The following is an 18400-nucleotide window of genomic DNA, read 5'->3' on the forward strand; positions in this document are numbered from 1 at the left end:
AATAGGATCGCCAAAGTTGCAGCACCGCACTATGATTCGATCACAACTACCGGGCGGAGGCGCAACAGGGCCGATGCCACAATCCTCCATCCTGACCGCGGATTCGATCAGGAGTCGCGCACACACTCATCGAGCACCCCGCCAACCGCACCGCAGTCGGCGAGCGGAGACGGGTGGCGGCCGCGATCTCCTCGGCAACCGCCAATTCTCGCCCCGCCCGACCCCATGCCCCTCGCCGGACACCCACTCAGCGGTGTGCCCTGCGGAGGCAAGGGTGCGGATCTTGCAGAATGGGGGGTCAGACGTTGACGAGGTCGTCGGCGTGTATTACCGGGCGCTGCATGGTGTCCGGGAGCTCGGCGGTGGAGCGGCCGAGCATGCCGGTGAGTTCGGTGCTGTCGTATTCGATTACGCCGCGGGCTATTACGCGGTTGTCGGGGGCTACGAGGTCGACTACGTCGCCGCCGTGGAAGCGGCCGCGGACGCCGATGATGCCTGCGGCGAGCAGGGAGCGGCGGCGGTGGGCCACGGCTTGGACCGCGCCCTCGTCGATGAGGACGGCGCCGCGGCTGTCGGCGGCGTGGCGGACCCAGAACTTGCGGGCGGATAGGCGGACCGGGCGGGCGGCGAAGGCCGTGCCGACGGTGCCTGTGGTCAGTGCGGTGGCAGCCTCGGTAGCGGCCGCGAGCAGTACGGGCACGCCCGCGTCGGCGGCAAGGCGGGCCGCCGACAACTTCGAAGCCATCCCGCCGGTGCCGAGTGCGCCGCCGCTGCCTGCGATGACGCCGTCGAGATCGGCACTGCTGCGGACCTCGGGGATGAAGTTCGCCGCACCCTTGCGCGGGTCGCCGTCGTAGAGGCCTTCGACGTCGGAGAGCAGGATCAGCGCGTCGGCGCCGACCAGGTGCGCGACCAGCGCGGCGAGCCGGTCGTTGTCGCCGAAGCGGATCTCCTCCGTTGCGACAGTATCGTTTTCGTTCACCACGGCGACCGCACCGAGCGAGCGCAGCCGGTCCAGAGTGCGTTGGGCGTTGCGGTGGTGCTCGCGGCGGGAGAAGTCGTCGGCGCTGAGCAACACCTGTCCGACGGTGCGTCCGTACCTGGTGAAGGAGGTGCCCCACGCATGGGCGAGCGCCAGCTGGCCGACGCTGGCGGCCGCCTGCTTGGTGGCCAGATCACGCGGGCGGCTGGTCAGCCCGAGCGGAGCGATGCCCGCGCCGATCGCGCCCGAAGACACGACGACCACTTCGGATCCCGCGCGCATCCGCGCCTCCACCGCATCGGCGAGTCGATCGAGACGCGCGGTATCCAGCCCGCCCTTCAGGCTGGTGAGCGCGGACGACCCGATCTTCACCACCACACTGCGCGCCGAAGCGATCGCCTGCCGAGCCTCACTCAGCCCATCCTGCGACATCGCCTCGGCCATACCAGAACTCACCTGCATAGCAACCGAACTCCCTGTACCGCACCAGAACACACCGTCGCCCCGACGAATACCGGGGCTCGAACGACACCGAAGGCAGCGCGAGACTCCCGCTTCCGCCCCGGCGAAGAGACGGCTCGCACACGCACCACGCCTGCACCGGAACCCCGACCGCCGAATCCCGTCATACCCTGCCGCGCCACAACAGCTCGCGACCGCACCGCATCAACACCGGAAACACCGGAACCCCAACGCACGCCATCGAATTCCGGTGTGCGCCGCACCGACAAGGTGGCAGTTCCCGCGCCCCCGGGCATCATCACTTGTCCTTGTCCTCGTCCTCGTCCTCTTTCACCAGACCACGGCGCACTCGGGACGCGTGCTTGCGTTCAGCGGCGCCGATCCGGTCGTTCTGCTCCAGCCGCAGGTCGGTGCCGCGGCCGGTCGGCACCATATCGATGCCGGCCGAGATCTGCGGCTCCCATTCGAAGGTCACATCGCCGATGGTGACCGGCGCTCCGGGCTCGGCGCCCTGTTTCACCAGAGCATCTTCGACACCGAGGCGGGCCAGCCGGTCGGCGAGGTAGCCCACCGCTTCATCGTTGTCGAACTGGGTCTGGCGCACCCAGCGCTCGGGCTGGCTGCCACGCACGATGAAGCCGCCCGGCTCTTCGGGATCGGCGATCACGCTGAAACCGGTCTCGTTCGCCGCGATCGGCCTGATCACCGGGCGCGCAGGCGCTGCCTTCGGATGCGCTTCACGGTACTTCAGCACCAGGTCGGCGAGAGCAAAGGTCAAGGGCCGCAGGCCTGCTCGGCTCACCGCGGAGATCTCGAACACGGGCCAGCCGCGCGCGGTGAACTCCGCGGTCACCATCTCCGCCAGCTCGGCGGCATCGGGCACGTCGATCTTGTTCAGAATGACCACACGAGGCCGATCGGCGAGGTCGCCGAGGCCGGTGTCGGCGTTGAGCATGGACTTGTAGGCCGCCAGCTCCGTCTCCAGCGCGTCCACGTCGGACACCGGGTCGCGACCTGGCTCCAACGTGGCGCAGTCGACAACATGCGCGAGCACCGCGCACCGTTCCAGATGGCGCAGGAATTCCAGCCCGAGCCCGCGACCCTCGCTGGCTCCCGGAATCAGCCCTGGCACATCGGCGATGACGAACGTGGTGTCACCACTGGCGACCACGCCGAGGTTGGGCACCAACGTGGTGAACGGGTAGTCCGCGATCTTCGGCTTGGCCGCCGACAGCACCGACACCAGCGAGGACTTGCCCGCCGACGGGAACCCGACCAGACCGACGTCGGCGAGCGACTTGAGTTCGAGAACCAGGTCGCCTTCTTCACCCTCCTCGCCGAGCAGGGCGAAGCCGGGAGCCTTGCGCGCCTTGGACGCGAGTGCCGCATTGCCGAGTCCGCCGCGACCACCGCGGGCCACGATGAACTTGTTGCCCGCGCCGACAAGGTCGATCAGGACCTTGCCGTCGTTGTCGAGCACCACAGTGCCGTCGGGCACCTTCAGCAGCAGATCGACGCCTTGCTTACCGTCGCGGTTGCTGCCCTCGCCCGGCTTGCCGTTGCCCGCCTTGGCGTGCGGATGGAAATGGAAGTCCAGCAGGGTGTGCACATTCGGGTCGACCTCGAGAACCACATCCCCGCCGCGACCGCCGTTACCGCCGTCGGGTCCGCCGAGCGGCATGAACTTCTCGCGGCGCACGGAGGCACAACCGTGACCACCCTTGCCCGCATGCACGTGCAATACGACACGGTCGATGAATTTGGACATAAGCCGAATCATCCTCCTCGGTGGTTGTGGTTGTCGGTGCCGACGCGATCGTTCGAAAACGCGAAAACGGGCCAGGGTGTGTCACCCTGACCCGCTCGGCTGTTGTCTGGAGTAGCAGGCGGCTGCCTCGCCTGCGCTCGGTCGGCGCAGTCGGTGGACGAACTACGTCCGGCCGCGCCTATCAGGCGGTCAGGCCTGAACCGGCTCCGGGACGACGATGTTGACGGTCTTGCGGCCACGCTTGCTGCCGAACTCGACCGCGCCCGCCGCGAGGGCGAACAGGGTGTCGTCACCGCCACGACCGACGTTGACGCCGGGGTGGAAGTGGGTACCGCGCTGACGAACCAGGATCTCGCCTGCCTTGACGGCCTGGCCGCCGAAGCGCTTGACGCCGAGTCGCTGGGCGTTCGAATCGCGACCGTTGCGGGAGCTGGACGCACCCTTCTTATGTGCCATTTCTGAACTCCTGTGAAGTAACTCGAAATCGAGGAGGCTTACTTGATGCCGGTGACCTTGATGACCGTCAGCGGCTGACGGTGGCCCTGCCGCTTGTGGTAGCCGGTCTTGTTCTTGAACTTGTGGATGCGGATCTTCGGGCCCTTGGTCTGCTCGACGACCTCGGCGGCCACGGAGACCTTGGCCAGCTTGGCCGCATCGGTGGTCAGCTCGGCGCCATCGACGACAAGAACCGGAGCAAGCGCCACGGAAGTACCCGGCGCACCCTCGATCTTCTCGACCTTCACCAGGTCACCGACCGCGACCTTGTACTGCTTTCCGCCGGTCTTGACGATCGCGTACGTTGCCATCGGTCGGCTGCCCTTCTTCCTGTAATGCGCGCGGCTGACGCTCACGCGGCTGCATGCTCCCACCCGGAAATTCCGCTTGGAAACCACAGCACTCTGGTCTGGTAGTCACTGCCGCCTCAGCAAACCTGAAGGCCCTCGGCCTCGGGGCCGAGTCACAATCACAGCGCAGTAGAGCGCTGTCGCCGGGCAGCGACTGTTCGAGATTACAGGACGCCTACCACCGGGTCCAAACCGGCATCCCCCGAATAGGCGTACCTCCGCCTTCGCTCCGGCCATGCGCAGGCGTACCTCCGCCTTCGCTCCGGCCATGCGCAGACGTACCTCCGCCTTCGCTCCGGCCATGCGCAGGCGTACCTCCGCCTTCGCTCCGGCCATGCGCGTAGGTCCGGCACGCCCGAAATACGAGACCCCCGCCACCATCGTGACGGGGGTCTCGGTCGTTCGGCATGATCCGATCAGCTCGGACCGGTCAGTTCGCCTCGTCCACCGGCGGCCCCGCGGGACGTCCCGCGGCCCGGCGGCGCGTCTTGCGCACGGGCACCGCGACCGGAGCCTCGGCCACGAAGTCCACGACCGGCGCTGCGGGCGGCTGATCCGCCGCCAGCACGAACACGGCACCGCTGCTGTCGGCTGCGGGCGCGGCGGCCGAACGGGCCACCCTGCGCCTGCGACCAGCCGTCCGCGGCGCGGCAGGCTCGGGAACACCGTTTCTGGTAGCGGCATGCTCCGGGACGGCGACCGGCTCCCGTGCACCGGTAGCTGGGGCCGGGGCTTCCGGCTCCACGACGACGGCAACAGACTCGACCGTTTCGGCAGGCGCGACCTCGGTCGCCACGGCCTCCTCGACCACTGCCGCAGCTGTTTCGGTCGGCTCCTCGGCCGCGGCCTCGGTCACCACAGCATCGACGTCGGCAGCTTCTGCCTCGACCGCCTCGACGGCGTCGGCGTCGGTCGCGTCACCGTGATGCGCTGCCATCGCCAACGCGACCGGATGCGCCCGCTTGACGGCGGCATCCTCCTCGACGGCCTCGGTCACCGGCGCGGTGCCGTTGGTCGAGGCGGGTGCGGCGGCCGCACCCTTGTCCCGGCCCCTGCGTCGACGCGAGCCGGTCTCCCGGCTCTTCGCGCCGCCGTCCTCGCCGGCGGACGACTCCACCGGGTAGGCGTGCACCAGGATGCCACGGCCGTGGCAGTGCTCACAGGTGGTGGAGAAGGCCTCCACCAGACCGGTGCCCAGCTTCTTGCGGGTCATCTGCACCAGGCCGAGCGAGGTCACCTCGGAGACCTGGTGGCGAGTTCGGTCGCGGCCGAGCGCCTCGGTCAGACGACGCAACACCAGGTCGCGGTTGGACTCGAGGACCATGTCGATGAAGTCGACGACGATCATGCCGCCGATATCGCGCAGCCGCATCTGGCGCACGATCTCCTCGGCCGCCTCCAGATTGTTGCGGGTGACCGTCTCTTCGAGGTTGCTGCCTCCCGCACCGGTGAACTTGCCGGTGTTGACGTCGACCACCGTCATCGCTTCGGTGCGGTCGATTACCAGGGTGCCGCCCGAGGGCAGCCACACCTTGCGATCGAGCGCCTTGGCCAGCTGCTCGTCGATCCGGTGGGTCTCGAACACGTCGATACCGTTGTTCTCGTGCCGGGCGACCCTGGCGAGCAGGTCCGGTGCGACAGTGCCGATGTACTTCTCGACGGTGCTCCACGCCCGGTCACCTTCGATGACGAGCTTGGAGAAGTCCTCGTTGAACAGGTCGCGGATGACCTTGACCAACAGGTCGGGCTCTTCGTACAGGGTCTTCGGCGCGCCGGAGTCCTTGCCGTCGGCGGCCTTCTCGATGGTGCGCCAGGTCGCCTGCAGCCGCTCGACGTCACGGGCGAGCTCGTCCTCGGCGACGCCCTCCGACGCGGTCCGGATGATCACGCCCGCGTCGGCGGGCACGATGTCGCGCAGGATCTCCTTGAGCCGCTTGCGCTCGGTGTCGGGCAGCTTGCGGCTGATGCCGGTGGACGAACCGCCCGGCACATACACCAGGAAGCGGCCGGCCAGGCTGATCTGTGTGGTCAGCCGGGCGCCCTTGTGCCCGACCGGGTCCTTGCTCACCTGGACGAGCACCTGATCGCCCGGCTTGAGCGCCTGCTCGATCTTGCGCTCCTTGCCGCCGAGTCCGGCGGCCTCCCAGTTCACCTCACCGGCGTACAGCACACCGTTGCGGCCACGGCCGATGTCGACGAACGCCGCCTCCATGCTGGGCAGCACGTTCTGCACCTTGCCGAGGTAGACGTTGCCGACCATCGACGCGGAACCGGTGCTGGTGACGAAATGCTCGACCAGAATGTTGTCCTCGAGCACCGCGACCTGGGTGGCGGTCGGGTGATCGGGGAACGCCTTCTCGCGCACCACCATCACCCGGTCCACCGCCTCGCGGCGGGCCAGGAACTCCGATTCGGTCAGGATCGGCGGCCGACGGCGACCGGCCTCGCGGCCGTCCCGCCTGCGCTGCCGCTTGGCCTCGAGCCGGGTGGAACCGGTGATGCCCTGCACCTCGTCGGATGCGGCGGCGCGGTTGCGGCTCTTGTTCCGCGGCTCACGCTCGTGCACGACGGTGTTCGGCGGGTCGTCCTCGGAGACGGCCTCGGACTCGGCACCCTCCCCTGCCACCTTGCGGCGGCGGCGACGACGGCGACGGCGGGTCGAGCCATCCGGCAGGTCGGCCTCGTCGTCATCGGACTCGGCGGTCTCGTCGGCATCGGCAGGCTCGGCGACAGCGTCGCGCGATTCGGCGGGCTGCTCGTCCTCGGTGTCGGCATCGGAGTCCGCGGTGTCGTTCTCGTCACCTTCGGCATCGCTGTGCTGCTCACCCCGACCGCGACCGCGGCCACGACGACCACGACGCCTGCGACGCGGCTGGCCATCGATATCACCCTGCTGGTCGGATGAGTCCTGATCGTCTTCGGTGGTCTCGACCTCGTCCTCGACCACCTCGGCCTGCGGCTCTTCGGTGCGACGGGTATCGCGCTCGACGCGACGCTTGCGCCGGGTCTGTTCGGCGGCGGCGGCGTCCGGTGGCAGGAACAACGGCGCCTGCACCGTGACGGCGGCCTCGAACACCGCGGGTGCCGCGACGTGCGGTTCCTCCCGGTCCAGATGCGTGAACAGCTGCACCGACGGCTGGTGGGCGGGCTGGACCGCGCCGGTAGCCGCCGAACCGGACTGATCGATCACCGGGTCCGGTGCCGAGAACAGCAACCCTGGCTCTCGGGCCGGGGCGCCCGGCTCGGGCTCCGGCGCGGGGGGCGTGGCCTCGGGCGCGGTGACGGTGGCGTCGGGCTCGACCAACGCGTCGCGGACTGTCTCCGCGACCGCTCTGTCGACGTTCGACTGCGCACTGCGCGCATCGGACCCCAACTCGGTCAGCTTGGCCAGGATGCGCTTACTCGTCACTCCCAGCAGCTTGGCAAGCGCGTGAACTCGGATTCGCTCCGGCAATTGTTCGGCATCCTGTGATGTTGTTTCCAGCGGCTCTTGATCGGCCACGAAGTCTCCTCGGGACCCCCGGGCGCGTCCCTCCTGGCAGAAGTGACGCGGCCGACGCGGGGGCACTAATCGTTCGCCTCACGTGGTTGACGCAAGGTCATGTGGTCTCGCCCCGCATGCCCGGTTATCACCATGGTTATTCGTCGGGCTAACTGGTCACGCGGCGCCTGGCTGTTGGCTGAACTCCACGAAGCGAGCGCTCATCCAGCGTGCCGACGCGAACAATCAACCCCCAACAACCGGGCTGTTTGTCCGTGGCAGCGATGATCGGCATCGAACCGCGGTGTCATCCGGCTGCTTCCGTTACCGATCGCTCGCGTACCAGCGCGAACAGTCGATGTCGGTTGCACCCGATGCCAGTATCCCACACCGTGCGCCAACAGTTCGCCATCGGCGCACGACTCAACCCCGCATTCGCGTGGTTTCGCCGTCCGCCGAAGGCGCTGTGCCCACCGGTGCGCTCGCAACGCTCCCGCACGACTCAACCCCGCATTCGCGCGGTTTCGCCGTCCGCCGAAGGCGCTGTGCCCACCGGTACGGGCGCTGCGGACGTGACGCGTGGAGGAATTGGGTCAGGCCGGGAAGTCGGGGAACCAGAGGGCGATCTCGCGCTTGGCCGATTCCGGCGAATCGGAGCCGTGGACCAGGTTCTCCTGGGTCTCCAGGGCAAGGTCACCGCGAATGCTGCCGGGCACGGCCTTCTCGACCGGATCGGTGCCGCCGGCGATCTGCCGGAATGCCGCGATGGCGCGCGGGCCCTCCAGGATGGCCGCGACGACCGGGCCGGAGGTGATGAACTCGATCAAGGAACCGAAGAACGGCTTCTCGGCGTGCTCGGCGTAGTGGCCGCGGGCCACCTCTTCGGAAACCTGCTTCAGCTCCAGGGCGGCGATCTTCAGCCCCTTGCGCTCGATCCGGGCCAGCACCTCGCCGACCAGGCCACGGGCCACGCCGTCCGGCTTGATGAGTACCAACGTCTGCTCAGTCACGGCGCACAGCCTAACCGGCGGTCGGGCGAAGTATTCAACGGGCAACTGCGCAGCGGGCCGAGCGAGCGGCTAGGCGGAGCGCTGAGTGCGCTGGCTCGGCAGCAGTCCCTGCTCCATACGGCGCTTGACATCGTGACGCAAGACCAGGATGAAGCCCCACACCACGGCGAACAGAATCCCCATCACCCCGATGGAGACGTGCACGAATACCCCGAGTATCAGCAGCACCTGGAGGGTCAGATTGAACGGTATCGCCCACGGGCGACGCTGGAGTCCGGCACCGAGAATCATGACCAGCGCCAAGATCACGAGGTAGCTGCCGGAGAACCAGCCGACCCCGCCGCCGACGGACCCGACGACGGGCAACGCGAGCAGGACCGTGATCGCCTCGAGAATCAGCGTGCCCGCCATGACGCCGCGCAACCCCTTCCACGGGTCGGGGGCAGTGGGCGCGGCGGCCTGGTCGCCGTCGGTCGGCTCACTCATGCTGTCTCCTTCGCGGCGGATCGATCCTTCACGCCGGATCCTTTCCGAACAGCGCGCGGGCGGCGCCCGCCGTGACCACCGAACCCGTCACCACGACACCGGCGCCGGAGACCATCTCGCCGGGCTCGCCGACCTCCTCGGCCAGTGCGATAGCCGTTTCGAGGGCGTCGGGCAGTGTTTCGGCGGTGACGACCCGCTCGTCGCCGAAGCGCTGCACGGCCAGGTTCGCGAGGGTGTCGACGTCCATGGCGCGCGGCGATCCATTACTGGTGACGACGATTTCGTCGAGAACCGGCTCCAGCGCCTCGAGGATGCCCGCGGCGTCCTTGTCGCTGAACACCCCTACCACGCCGACGAGTTTGCGGAAGTCGAACTCCGTGGTCAGCGTCGCGGCAAGGGCTTTTGCGCCTGCGGGGTTGTGCGCGGCGTCGATGAAGATGGTCGGCGCGCTGCGCATGCGCTCGAGCCTGCCCGGGCTGGTGACGCTCGCGAAACCGGCTCGGATCGCTTCGATGTCGAGCTGGCGGTCCGCGCCTGCGCCGAAGAACGCCTCGACCGCGGCGAGGGCGAGCACGGCATTGCGCGCTTGGTGCTCGCCGTGCAGCGGCAGGAAGATCTCGTCGTACACCCCGCCGAGGCCTTGCAATTCGAGCTGCTGGCCGCCGATCGCGATCTGCCTGGCAAGCACCCGGAACTCCGAGCCCTCGCGGGCCACCGCGGCGTCGACCTCGACGGCGCGTCGCAGCAGCACCTCCATGGCCTCCGGCTCCTGTTCGGCGATCACCGCGACGGTGTCGCGCGGAATCAGGCTGTCGGGCGCACGCTTGATGATTCCGGCCTTCTCCCCGGCGATGGCGGTGAGGTCGGGGCCGAGGTAGTCGGTGTGGTCGAGGCCGATCGGGGTGATCACCGCGACTTGCCCGTCGATCACATTGGTCGCGTCCCAGGTGCCGCCCATGCCGGTCTCGACGATCGCGACATCGACGGGCGCCTCGGCGAAGGCCGCGAAGGCCATGCCGGTGAGCACCTCGAACTTGCTCATCGCCGGGCCGTCCGCGGCGTCGGACTGCTTGTCGATCATCTCGATGTAGGGCAGCAGCTCACGGTAGGTCGCCACGTACTGGGCGGGCGTGATCGGCTTGTTGTCGATGCTGATCCGTTCGGTCGCCAGCTGCAGGTGCGGGCTGGTGATCCGGCCGGTCCGCCGGTGCAGCGCGGTGAGCAGCGCGTCGATCATCCTGGTCACCGAGGTCTTGCCGTTGGTGCCCGCGACGTGAATCGCCGGATAGTGCTGCTGCGGCGAGGCGAGCAGATCCATCAGGGTGGCGATGCGGGTGAGCGACGGCTCGATCTTGGTTTCCGGCCAGCGGCGATCGAGTTCTGCCTCGACCAGGGCCATTTCGGCCAGGTCGACGGGAGAGGGCCCGGCACCGAGCCGGGTGGCGGGGATCGGTGACCCGTCGTCGTCGTACTGCGGTTCCGGCTCGGCGTTCATTTGCCGCTCAATTCCGCGAGCCGGGCGCTGATCCGGGTGACTTCGGACTCGGCGACATCGCGCCTGCCCTTGATCTTGTCGACCACCGGTTCCGGCGCCTTGGCGAGGAATGCCTCATTGCCGAGTTTGGCCGTGGTGGCTACCAATTCCTTCTCGGCGGCGGCCAGGTCCTTCTCCAGACGACGGCGTTCGGCATCCAGGTCGACGGAGCCGGAGGTGTCCAGTTCCACGGTGACGGTCGCCGTGCTGAGCCGGATCTCCAAGGAGGCGGTCGCCGCGAAATCGTCGCCCGGCTCGGTGAGCCTGGCCAGGTTGGCCACCGACGCCTGCTGCTCGATGAGGCCCGCCGCGTCGAGGCCGATCAGCGTGGCCGCGACCTTCTGCTTGTCGGCGAGGCCCTGATCGCTGCGGAACCGGCGGATCTCGGTGATCAACCGCTGTGCGTCCGCAATACGCTGCGCCGCGGCCACATCGGTCGGCACTGCGCTGGCCTGCGGCCATGCGGCGATGACGACCGACTCGCCGCCGGTCAGCGCCTGCCACAGCGATTCGGTGACGAACGGGATCACCGGGTGCAGCAGTCGCAGCACCGCGTCGAGGACGTTGCCGAGCACCACGGCGGTCGACTCGGCGCGCGGGCCCGCCGCGGCGAACTGCACCTTCGCCAATTCCAGGTACCAGTCGCACAGTTCGTCCCACGCGAAGTGGTAGAGCGCCTCGCAGGCCTTGCCGAACTCGTAGGCGTCGAACGCCGAATCCACTTCGGCGCGAACCTCTTCGAGCCGGTCGACGATCCAACGATCGGCGTCGGTGAGCTCGGCGCGCGCAGGTAGCTCGCCGGTGTGCGCGCCGTTCATCAGCGCGAACTTGGTGGCGTTGAACAGCTTTGTCACGAAGCTGCGCGAGGCGAGTGCGTGCGCTTCGCCGACCGAAAGGTCACCACCGGGCTGTGCGCCGCGCGCCAGGGTGAAGCGCAGCGCGTCCGCGCCGTAGGAGGTGATCCAGTCCAGCGGGTCGATGCCGTTGCCGCGCGATTTGGACATCTTCTTACCGAACTGATCGCGAATCAGGCCGTGCAGGAACACATCCTTGAACGGCACCTGCTTCGCGCCGTCCTTGCCCGCCGTGAGCACCGGGTCGTCGGAAACGAACGTGCCGAACATCATCATCCTGGCCACCCAGAAGAACAGGATGTCGTAGCCGGTGACGAGCACGCTGGTCGGATAGAACTTCTGGAGTTCGGTGGTGGAGTCGGGCCAGCCCATGGTGGAGAACGGCCACAGCCCCGAGGAGAACCAGGTGTCGAGCACGTCGGGGTCCTGCACCCAGCCTTCCGGCGCGGTCTCGTCCGGCCCGACGCACACCACTTCGCCGTCGGGGCCGTACCAGATCGGGATGCGGTGGCCCCACCAGAGCTGTCGCGAGATGGTCCAGTCGTGCATGTTGTCGACCCAGTCGAACCAGCGCGGCTCCTGGCTTGCCGGGTGAATGATCGTGTCGCCGTTGCGAACCGCGTCACCGGCGGCCTTGGCCAGTGCCTCGACCTTGACCCACCACTGCATCGAAAGGCGCGGCTCGATCGGCTCGCCACTGCGCTCGGAGTGCCCGACGCTGTGCAGGTAGGGCCGCTTCTCGGCGGCGATGCGGCCCTCGGCGGCCAGGCGCTCGCGCACCTTGACCCTGGCCTCGAACCGGTCCATGCCGTCGAATTCGGTGCCGGTGCCGGTGATCCGGCCGCGCTCGTCCATGATGGTCGGCATCGGTAGGTTGTGCCGCAGCCCCATCTCGAAGTCGTTCGGATCGTGCGCGGGGGTGATCTTCACTGCGCCGGAGCCGAATTCGGGGTCGACATAGTCGTCGGCGACGATCGGGATCTGCCGTCCGGTGATCGGGTGGTGCAGCGTGGTGCCGATCAAGGACTGATACCGGGGGTCGTCCGGGTGCACCGCGACGGCGGTGTCGCCCAGCATTGTCTCCACGCGGGTGGTCGCCACGATCACGTGCGGCTCGTTGTCGTCAAGGGAGCCGTAGCGCAGCGAGATCAGCTCGCCAGGCACCTCCTCGTGCTTGACCTCGATATCGGAGATGGCGGTGCGCAGTTCCGGCGACCAGTTGACCAGCCGCTCCGCGCGGTAGATCAAGCCCGCGTCGAAGAGCCGCTTGAAGATCGTCTGCACGGCCCTGGACAGGCCTTCGTCCATGGTGAACCGGTCGCGACTCCAGTCGACGCCGTCGCCGAGCGCGCGCATCTGCCACTGAATGGCGCCGCCGGACTCGCGCTTCCAATCCCAGACCTTGTCGATGAACAGTTCGCGGCCGAAGTCTTCTTTGGTCTTGCCGTCCACCGCGAGCTGTTTTTCCACGATGCTCTGGGTGGCGATGCCCGCGTGGTCCATGCCGGGAAGCCACAGCACCTCGTAGCCCTGCATGCGCTTGCGGCGGGAGAGGGTGTCCATCAGGGTGTGGTCGAGGGCGTGGCCCATGTGCAGGCTGCCGGTGACGTTGGGCGGCGGCAGCACGATCGAGTAACCGGGCTTGTCGCTCGCGACATCGGCGGTGAAATAACCGGCGGCTACCCAGCGCTCGTACATTTCGGCCTCCACCTCGCTGGGGTTCCAGCTTTTGGGGAGGGCATCGGCACGATTACGCGAGTTGTCAGAGGCTGCGCTGGTCACCCGACGATTCTAGTGGCCGGGTTCGGCGCGCTCACACCGCCCACCAGGCACAGAAAAAAGGCGGAGTCTTCGGTGGATGAGGGACACCGAACACTCCGCCTACAGATGAGAGCCTACCGTCGATCCGGGGCAGGCCCCGGAATCCATAAGTAATTCTCAGCTTCATTACGCATTCAATGCGTGGCTGCCGGAACGCTGGTGTCCTGCTCCACCAGATCTGAAACCCGTGCATGTGCTCGGCCTGCGCGTTGCGTGGCGCACCACGGCAACCCGCCGCCGCGCCCTGGTCAGCACCAGGGCAGCGGACAGTCCCGCCGCACCGCCACCAATGATCACTACGCCTATGTCTCGCTCATCTGCGATCACCTCCGCGATCACCCTGCCGCCGTCCGCACGATTTCGGCAACAAATGTTGCCGATTCCGGGAATCAGCGGTGCACTGGTGGGATGCAGATTCAGCCGGGAATCACCCAGGCCATCGCCGACATCGGCCCGCGACTCAAGGCGTTGCGCACGCACCGCAACGTCACACTGACGGCACTGTCGGAGGCCACCGGGATCTCCAAGAGCACCCTCTCGCGCCTGGAGTCCGGCCAGCGCAAGGCCAGCCTGGAGCTGCTGCTGCCGATCGCGCTCGCCCATCAGGTGCCGCTGGACGAGCTCGTCGCCGCACCGAAGATCGCCGACCCGCGCGTGCACTCCAGTCCGCGGAAGGTCAACGGCACCACGATCATTCCGCTCACCCGGCAGCCTGGTCCGCTGCAGGCGTTCAAGATGGTCATCCCGGCCGAGCGCACCGAGCCCGATCCCCGTGTCCACGAGGGCTTCGAGTGGCTCTATGTGCTGTCGGGCCGATTGCGCCTGGTCCTCGCCGAACACGATGTCGTCCTCGGCCCCGGCGAAGCCGCCGAATTCGACACCAGACAGCCGCACTGGTTCGGCAGTGCCGGGCGCGGGCCGGTGGAGATTCTGAGCCTGTTCGGCAGTCAGGGCGAGCGCATGCATCTGCGGGCGCGGTCCCGTGGCCGCGCGACGACCTAGCATCATCAGGGAATTCTCAGCCGGAATCAGGGTTTTCCCTGTTGCCGAATCGAATTCGGCCCGCGACGCTGGAAAGGGTGAACCCTCCGCTCGACGGGCCGCCCTTCGCCGCTTCGGAATCGCGGCCGCCGCTCGCCGAATTCCCTGTCATCGCACCGGATTCCGTCCACGATCTGCGCGGGCTGCTCGTCGATGAGCTGCGGTATCCGGCGACGGCCGCGCTGATCGTCGCGGGAGTGCCCGGCGCGGGCAAGAGCACCGCGCTGCGAGTGTTCTTCGGTGCCACGGCGGATGCCGACCAGGCGGCGAAGGGACCGCAGGGATCGGTCGTGCTCGATTCCAACCAGACCCGCAACTGGTGGCGGCGCCGGGTCGGTCGGCTGCCCTATCCGCTGTGGCGACCGGTCGTGCACATCGCGCATTTCGTCCGGATCCGAAATGCGCTGCGCGACAACGCAGGACCGGTCGTAATCCACGATTGCGCCACCTTCGGATGGACGCGCCGACTACTCGCACGGTGGGCCACCGGGTACCGCCGGGAAGTGCACGTGATCCTGCTCGATGTGCCTGCCACCGCGGCCCGCGCGGGCCAGTTCGCACGCGGGCGCCGGATCAACGGGCCCGCGTTCACCCTGCACTGCTATCGATGGCGACGACTGATCCGCGAACTCGGTGCGGGCCACGTGCCACAGCCCGCACCGGCCTCGACGGTGATCATCGACCGGACCAATGTCGACCGGATCAGCCGAGTCGGCTTCGCCGCGCAGGGATCCGACGTCTAACGGCGAACCAGCACGGTGAGCGCGCCGGGTACGGCACTGATCGTGACCGGCAGCGTGCCCGCTGGTTCACCGTCGGCGGTGGCCGGGGCGCCCGCGGCGGTCAACCTCACCTGCGCGGTTCGATACTGCTTGGTCGCCGGATGGTCGATCCGCTTGCCCGCCGACAGCGCGGGGAGCAGCCGGAGCATGTCCAGTCGCGAGACCGCACCGACGACGGTCAGGTCGAGCAGGCCATCGTCCATGATCGCGTCCGGGCAGATCAGCATGCCGCCGCCGTAGGTGCGGGTGTTGCCGACCGCGACCATGACCGCCGCCGTCTCCACGACCGTGTCGGTCGCCGGATTGTCCAGCGCGCCCGGCGCGACCCCGGTCAGCTCGATCCGATAGGGCACGGTGAAGCGACCCGAGATCTCGGCCAGCGCCGCGAACGTGTACCGCAGTGGCCCCTTCGGCCAGCGCATGCCGTTGGCGCGCAGGGTGACTCGGGCATCGAATCCCGTGCCCGCCACGGTGGCGAACCACATCGGCTCGGACCCGGGCGATTCGATCCGGCCGAGATCGATGGTGCGAGTGTGGCCGTCGAGTACCAGATCCGCGGCGGCCACCGGGTCATCGGTGGGGACACCGAGTTCCCTGGCGAGGTCGTTGCCGGTGCCCGCGGGGACGAGCCCGAGCGGCACTCCGGTCTGCGCCAGCGCTTCGAGGACGACGTTGACGAGCCCGTCCCCGCCGATGCACACCACCGCGTCCGGCACCTGATCCGCGCGGGAGATCGAATCCCGGACCAGGCGAACAGATTCGGCGGCCGATGGCGCACGCACCTCGGTGACCTCGACGCCGCGCTCGGCGAAGCGGGCCAGCGTCGCGGCCGCGACGTCGTGGCCACGGCCGACCCCGGACATGGGGTTGGTCACCACGGTGACCGCACCGATGGTGCGCGTCGAGTCCTGCGTCACGGGACCAGCTTTCCAGGATTGAGGATTCCGGCGGGGTCCAATTCCTGTTTCACCGCACGCAATACCCGGACACCCAGGTCGCCGACCTCCGCGGACATCCAGGGGCGGTGATCGGTGCCGACCGCATGATGGTGGGTGATGGTGCCGCCCGCGACCACGATGGCGTCGCCGACCGCGTGCTTCGCGAGGCCCCACTGCGAGATCGGATCATCCAATTGCTTGGCGATGATCGTGAAGTACAGCGAGGCGCCCGTCGGGTAGGTGTGCGAGATGTGGCACATCACCAATGGCGGCGTGCCCTGTCCGGCCAGTGAATCCGTCAGTGCCGCAGTGACCTTCGCCTTGAGGTTGTCGAGATTCGACCAGGTGGTCGCGGTCTCCAGCGTCTCGCACAGCACCCCGACGTCGAGCAGCGCGTCGCGCATGTAGGGCGCGGCGAAGCGGCCGTGCTCCCACTCCTCGGCAGGGGTCGCGCCCAAGTCCGTGCCGCCCGCCGCCGCCAAGAGCGCACTCGCCTCGGCGCTGCGCGACGCGACGTGGGCTCCCGTGCCTTCGAACGTGGTGATGGCCAGGCAGCCCGACACCGGGGTGCCGCCGACGTCACTGGAGCGGGCCAGGTTGATGCCGGTCTCGACCTCGTCGGACAAGCGCAGCACCGTCGGCGCCGCGCCCGTCTGTACCACCGAGCGCAGTGCGGCCGCGCCGGCGGCGAAGTCGGGGAACGACCAGGCCCGGTAGGCAATGGTTTCCGGCACCGGATGCACCCGCAGGGTGACCTCGGTGATCACGCCGAGGGCGCCTTCCGAACCGACGAACAGTTCGCGCAGGTCCGGACCTGCGGCCGAAGCGGGGGCACGGCCGAGTTCCAGCGTGCCGCTCGGCGTGGCGATCTTCAGGTGCTGGACCATATCGTCGAAGCGGCCGTAGCCCGCGGACGCCTGTCCGGAGGACCGGGTGGCCGCGAAGCCGCCGATGCTCGCGAATTCGAAGCTCTGCGGGAAGTGGCCGAGCGAAAGTCCCCGTTCGGCGAGCAATGCCTCGGCGCGCGGGCCGGTGAGACCGGCGCCCAGCGTGGCCGTTCCGCTCACCGGATCGATGTCCGAGATGGTGTCGAGGCGACGTAAGTCCAGCGCGATGACCGCCTCGAAACGGCCGCGCACCGGGTCGACGCCGCCGACCACGCTGGTGCCGCCGCCGAAGGGAACCACCGCGATGGCGTGTTCGGCGCAGTAGGCCAGGACCGCGAGCACCTGTGCGTGGCCGGCGGGGAAGACGACCGCATCCGGTGCTTGCTGCGGCCCGTCGGCGCGGCGGCGCAGCAGGTCCGGAGTGCTTTTGCCGCCTGCGTGCAGCAACCGATCGCGGTGGGCGACCGACACGTTGTCCGCGCCGACCACCTCGGCCAACCCGTCTCGCCGGGCAGGGGTCAGCACCGACTCGCGGAGCGGGACCTCATCCTGGTCGCGGCGCGCCACCGGGTCGCCGGACACTCCGAAAACCTGCGCCAGCAGGCCGCGAATCTGTGCCGAAAGCGGCTTGTGCCCGGCCGGAATACCCCAGGCGTCCCACACCATACTTGCTGCGTGCTCCGGTACGCCCGGCTTTGCCGCGTGGGCGTCCGAGCGGGGAGCCGAATCCTCGTCGGCATGCTGTTGCGTCTCGACCATGCGTTACAGTTTGACATATACTGTCAAGGAGTAACGATACCTGCCCATTTCGACACCCGGTGGTGACACTCGAATGCCTGCCCCCGACGAGCCCGACACCGCATTGTCGGCCACCGACCTTGCGATTCTCGACGCCGCGCGCGACTGCGTCGAGGAATTCGGCGTGCGCCGCACCACCCTCACCGAGGTGGCACGGCGAGCCCGGGTAAGCAGGCCCACCGTCTACCGTCGCTGGCCCGACACCGGCGCCCTGGTGGCCGAACTGCTGGTGCGCGAACTGCGTGCCATCGTCACCGCGACCATGCCTGCCTCCGGGCCCGCGCGCACCCGCCTGGTCCGAGGCATTGTCACCGGCGCCGCGGCGATCCGGGAGAATCCGTTGTTCGGCAAGATCTTCCGCACCGACACCGACTTGATGCTCACCTACGTGTTCGGCCGCCTGGGCCGCAACCAACGCCACCTGATCGACCTGTTCACCACGGGAATCCGCGAAGGCCAACAGGATTCGTCGATTCGCGACGGCGACGCCGAGCAGATGGCGACCATGCTGCTGCTGATCGCCCAGTCCGCGGTGCAGTCGGCGGGCACCGTCGCCGCCCTGCTCAACGGAGCAGCACTCGACGCCGAATTGATGCGCGCTATCGACGGTTACCTTGTACCACCGGTCGGCTCGGCCGCGGCCGACACCAGCGGTGTCGAATCGTCGGACGCCCATGAGGAACGGACATGAGCGAGCCGACATCGGGCATC

General features: G+C 68.3%; 15 protein-coding genes. 3 read left to right on the plus strand and 12 right to left on the minus strand.

Annotated features, from left to right (window positions below; translation table 11 throughout):
- Positions 1-298: 298 nt before the first annotated feature.
- From proB to ACFU4Z_RS14975, 10 genes are all read right to left on the minus strand, one after another.
- Positions 299-1414, minus strand: a complete 1116-nt coding sequence (gene proB, locus ACFU4Z_RS14930) for a glutamate 5-kinase (RefSeq protein WP_379063475.1) — start codon at positions 1412-1414, stop codon at positions 299-301.
- Positions 1415-1742: 328 nt separating this feature from the next.
- Positions 1743-3212, minus strand: a complete 1470-nt coding sequence (obgE, locus tag ACFU4Z_RS14935) for a GTPase ObgE (RefSeq protein ID WP_379063044.1) — start codon at positions 3210-3212, stop codon at positions 1743-1745.
- 189 nt (positions 3213-3401) lie between these two features.
- Entirely contained in the window at positions 3402-3668 is a 267-nt protein-coding gene (gene rpmA / locus ACFU4Z_RS14940) for a 50S ribosomal protein L27 (RefSeq protein WP_328410470.1), read from the minus strand.
- A gap of 38 nt (positions 3669-3706) precedes the next feature.
- Positions 3707-4018 carry a 50S ribosomal protein L21 gene (gene rplU / locus ACFU4Z_RS14945; RefSeq protein WP_228002256.1) on the minus strand — a complete coding sequence of 104 codons (312 nt, stop codon included), beginning with the start codon at positions 4016-4018 and terminating at the stop codon, positions 3707-3709.
- A 469-nt stretch (positions 4019-4487) separates the two neighbouring features.
- Entirely contained in the window at positions 4488-7559 is a 3072-nt protein-coding gene (locus ACFU4Z_RS14950) for a translation initiation factor IF-2 N-terminal domain-containing protein (RefSeq protein WP_379063047.1), read from the minus strand.
- 572 nt (positions 7560-8131) lie between these two features.
- On the minus strand, positions 8132-8548 hold the full coding sequence (gene ndk, locus ACFU4Z_RS14955; RefSeq protein WP_379063049.1) for a nucleoside-diphosphate kinase: 417 nt from the start codon (positions 8546-8548) through the stop codon (positions 8132-8134).
- Between the two features lie 69 nt (positions 8549-8617).
- Positions 8618-9034, minus strand: a complete 417-nt coding sequence (locus ACFU4Z_RS14960; RefSeq protein WP_379063051.1) for a DUF4233 domain-containing protein — start codon at positions 9032-9034, stop codon at positions 8618-8620.
- Positions 9035-9062: 28 nt separating this feature from the next.
- Positions 9063-10433, minus strand: coding sequence for a bifunctional folylpolyglutamate synthase/dihydrofolate synthase (locus ACFU4Z_RS14965; protein WP_379063477.1), 1371 nt, complete (start codon positions 10431-10433; stop codon positions 9063-9065).
- Positions 10434-10525: 92 nt separating this feature from the next.
- The gene (locus ACFU4Z_RS14970) at positions 10526-13204 is read right to left on the minus strand and encodes a valine--tRNA ligase (protein ID WP_379063053.1); all 2679 of its coding nucleotides are present in this window, start codon (positions 13202-13204) and stop codon (positions 10526-10528) included.
- A gap of 165 nt (positions 13205-13369) precedes the next feature.
- Entirely contained in the window at positions 13370-13723 is a 354-nt protein-coding gene (locus ACFU4Z_RS14975) for an FAD-binding protein (RefSeq protein WP_379063055.1), read from the minus strand.
- On the opposite strand from ACFU4Z_RS14975, the gene ACFU4Z_RS14980 reads away from it, so the two are divergent.
- Positions 13652-14245 (plus strand): helix-turn-helix domain-containing protein, encoded by a 594-nt coding sequence (locus tag ACFU4Z_RS14980; RefSeq protein WP_379063057.1) that lies wholly within the window; start codon positions 13652-13654, stop codon positions 14243-14245. The genes ACFU4Z_RS14975 and ACFU4Z_RS14980 overlap by 72 nt on opposite strands.
- A gap of 77 nt (positions 14246-14322) precedes the next feature.
- Entirely contained in the window at positions 14323-15027 is a 705-nt protein-coding gene (locus tag ACFU4Z_RS14985) for an AAA family ATPase (RefSeq protein WP_379063060.1), read from the plus strand.
- Here the strand turns inward: ACFU4Z_RS14985 and ACFU4Z_RS14990 are convergent.
- Together ACFU4Z_RS14990 and ACFU4Z_RS14995 are read right to left on the minus strand one after the other, a co-directional pair.
- Positions 15024-15983, minus strand: coding sequence for a diacylglycerol kinase (locus ACFU4Z_RS14990; protein ID WP_379063062.1), 960 nt, complete (start codon positions 15981-15983; stop codon positions 15024-15026). The two genes, ACFU4Z_RS14985 and ACFU4Z_RS14990, sit on opposite strands and share 4 nt — an antisense overlap.
- Entirely contained in the window at positions 15980-17557 is a 1578-nt protein-coding gene (locus ACFU4Z_RS14995) for an FAD-binding oxidoreductase (protein ID WP_379063479.1), read from the minus strand. The genes ACFU4Z_RS14990 and ACFU4Z_RS14995 overlap by 4 nt, the downstream gene beginning before the upstream one ends.
- Before the next feature lie 166 nt (positions 17558-17723).
- Between ACFU4Z_RS14995 and ACFU4Z_RS15000 the strand changes: the two genes are divergently transcribed.
- The gene (locus ACFU4Z_RS15000) at positions 17724-18380 is read left to right on the plus strand and encodes a TetR/AcrR family transcriptional regulator (RefSeq protein WP_379063064.1); all 657 of its coding nucleotides are present in this window, start codon (positions 17724-17726) and stop codon (positions 18378-18380) included.
- Positions 18381-18400 lie beyond the last annotated feature (20 nt).

The organism is Nocardia sp. NPDC057440 (assembly GCF_042802915.1).
Taxonomy (GTDB): Bacteria; Actinomycetota; Actinomycetes; order Mycobacteriales; family Mycobacteriaceae; genus Nocardia.

Excerpts from the sequence above, each read along its gene's own strand:
- proB (WP_379063475.1), bottom strand. The coding sequence starts at position 1,414 with ATGTCGCAGGATGGGCTGAGTGAGGCTCGGCAGGCGATCGCTTCGGCG.
- obgE (WP_379063044.1), bottom strand. The coding sequence starts at position 3,212 with ATGTCCAAATTCATCGACCGTGTCGTATTGCACGTGCATGCGGGCAAG.
- rpmA (WP_328410470.1), bottom strand. The coding sequence starts at position 3,668 with ATGGCACATAAGAAGGGTGCGTCCAGCTCCCGCAACGGTCGCGATTCG.
- rplU (WP_228002256.1), bottom strand. The coding sequence starts at position 4,018 with ATGGCAACGTACGCGATCGTCAAGACCGGCGGAAAGCAGTACAAGGTC.
- ACFU4Z_RS14960 (WP_379063051.1), bottom strand. The coding sequence starts at position 9,034 with ATGAGTGAGCCGACCGACGGCGACCAGGCCGCCGCGCCCACTGCCCCC.
- ACFU4Z_RS14965 (WP_379063477.1), bottom strand. The coding sequence starts at position 10,433 with ATGGCCCTGGTCGAGGCAGAACTCGATCGCCGCTGGCCGGAAACCAAG.
- ACFU4Z_RS14980 (WP_379063057.1), top strand. The coding sequence starts at position 13,652 with ATGCAGATTCAGCCGGGAATCACCCAGGCCATCGCCGACATCGGCCCG.
- ACFU4Z_RS14995 (WP_379063479.1), bottom strand. The coding sequence starts at position 17,557 with ATGGTGTGGGACGCCTGGGGTATTCCGGCCGGGCACAAGCCGCTTTCG.
- ACFU4Z_RS15000 (WP_379063064.1), top strand. The coding sequence starts at position 17,724 with ATGCCTGCCCCCGACGAGCCCGACACCGCATTGTCGGCCACCGACCTT.